1 protein-coding gene is annotated in these 1,541 nt (G+C 61.7%); it reads right to left on the bottom strand.

What is annotated here, in order from left to right; translation table 11 throughout:
- Positions 1 to 95: 95 nt before the first annotated feature.
- Positions 96 to 1,472 carry an L-serine ammonia-lyase gene (locus tag M9827_RS24045; protein ID WP_127929513.1) on the bottom strand — a complete coding sequence of 459 codons (1,377 nt, stop codon included), beginning with the start codon at positions 1,470 to 1,472 and terminating at the stop codon, positions 96 to 98.
- Positions 1,473 to 1,541: the final 69 nt, after the last annotated feature.

Here is a 1,541-nt window from a genome sequence, read left to right as displayed (position 1 = left end):
TTTGGGGCAAGATCAAGTGCCCCTCCCCCCAGCCCTCTCCCGGAGGGAGAGGGAGTTAATTACGTTTCTCTCCCGGAGGGAGAGGGGGGGCTTGATCAGCATTCGATAATGTTGACCGCCAGACCGCCGCGGGCGGTCTCTTTGTATTTGCTTTTCATGTCGGCGCCGGTCTGGCGCATGGTGCGGATGACTTTGTCGAGGGAGACGAAATGCTGGCCGTCGCCCCGCATGGCCATGCGCACCGCGTTGATCGCTTTCACCGAGCCCATGGCATTGCGCTCGATGCACGGCACTTGCACCAACCCGCCAATCGGGTCGCAGGTCAGGCCGAGGTTGTGTTCCATGCCGATTTCCGCCGCGTTCTCGACTTGCTGCACGCTGCCTCCGAGCACTTCGCACAACGCACCGGCCGCCATCGAACAGGCCACGCCGACTTCGCCCTGACAGCCGACTTCAGCGCCGGAGATCGAAGCGTTCTCCTTGTAGAGAATGCCGATGGCCGCAGCGGTCAGCAGAAACCGCACGACGCCGTCGTCATTCGCGCCGGGAATAAAGCGCATGTAGTAATGCAGCACCGCCGGAATGATCCCCGCCGCGCCGTTAGTGGGGGCAGTGACCACACGTCCGCCATTGGCGTTTTCTTCGTTGACCGCCAACGCGTAGAGGTTGACCCAATCGAGCACTGACAGCGGATCGCGCAACGCCGATTCGGGGTTTTTGCACAGTTGCCGATGCAGCGCCGCCGCACGACGTTTGACCTTCAACCCGCCGGGCAAAATACCTTCGTTACGGCAGCCCGCAGCGACGCAGTCCTGCATCACCTGCCAGATTTTCAACAGGCCGGCGCGAGTTTCCGCCTCCGGGCGCCAGGCGCTTTCGTTGGTCAGCATCACCTGACTGATCGACAGACCGTAGGTGGCGCAATGACCGAGCAAGTCCTTGGCGCTTTTGAACGGGAAGGTCAGCGGCGTGGCGTCTTCGACGATGCGGTCGGCACCGGCCGCGTCCTCGTCGACCACGAAACCACCGCCGACCGAGTAGTACTCGCGGCTGCGAATCTGAATCCCCGCGGCATCGAAGGCGCGAAAGATCATGCCGTTGGGGTGATAGGCCAGCGGCTTGCGGATCATTGCCAGGTGTTCTTTCTCGTTGAACGCAATGCTGTGTTCGCCGAGCAGGTTCAAGCGGCCGTTGCCGCGAATTTCTTGCAGGCGCGCGGCGACGGTTTCGGTGTCGACAGTGTCCGGATGTTCGCCTTCGAGGCCGAGCAGCACGGCTTTGTCGCTGCCGTGTCCTTTACCGGTGGCGCCTAGGGAACCGTACAGTTCGACGCGTACGCTGGCGGTGGTGGTCAGCAGGTTCTCCCGGCGCAGACCTTCGGCGAAACGCGCAGCAGCACGCATCGGGCCGACGGTGTGGGAGCTGGAAGGGCCGATGCCAATCTTGAACAGGTCGAACACGCTTAACGACATGAGTGGTTCTCCGGTTTCTTGTTATAGGAATTGGCGAAATATCAGGCTTGATGCGTTCCTTGTGGGAGC

It is taken from the genome of Pseudomonas sp. AKS31 (assembly GCF_023634765.1).
Lineage (GTDB): Bacteria > Pseudomonadota > Gammaproteobacteria > Pseudomonadales > Pseudomonadaceae > Aquipseudomonas.
This window is presented reverse-complemented; position numbering and strand designations above follow the sequence as displayed.

Bases quoted from the DNA above. Each gene is read 5' to 3' on its own strand.
- M9827_RS24045 (WP_127929513.1), bottom strand. From the start codon at position 1,472: ATGTCGTTAAGCGTGTTCGACCTGTTCAAGATTGGCATCGGCCCTTCC.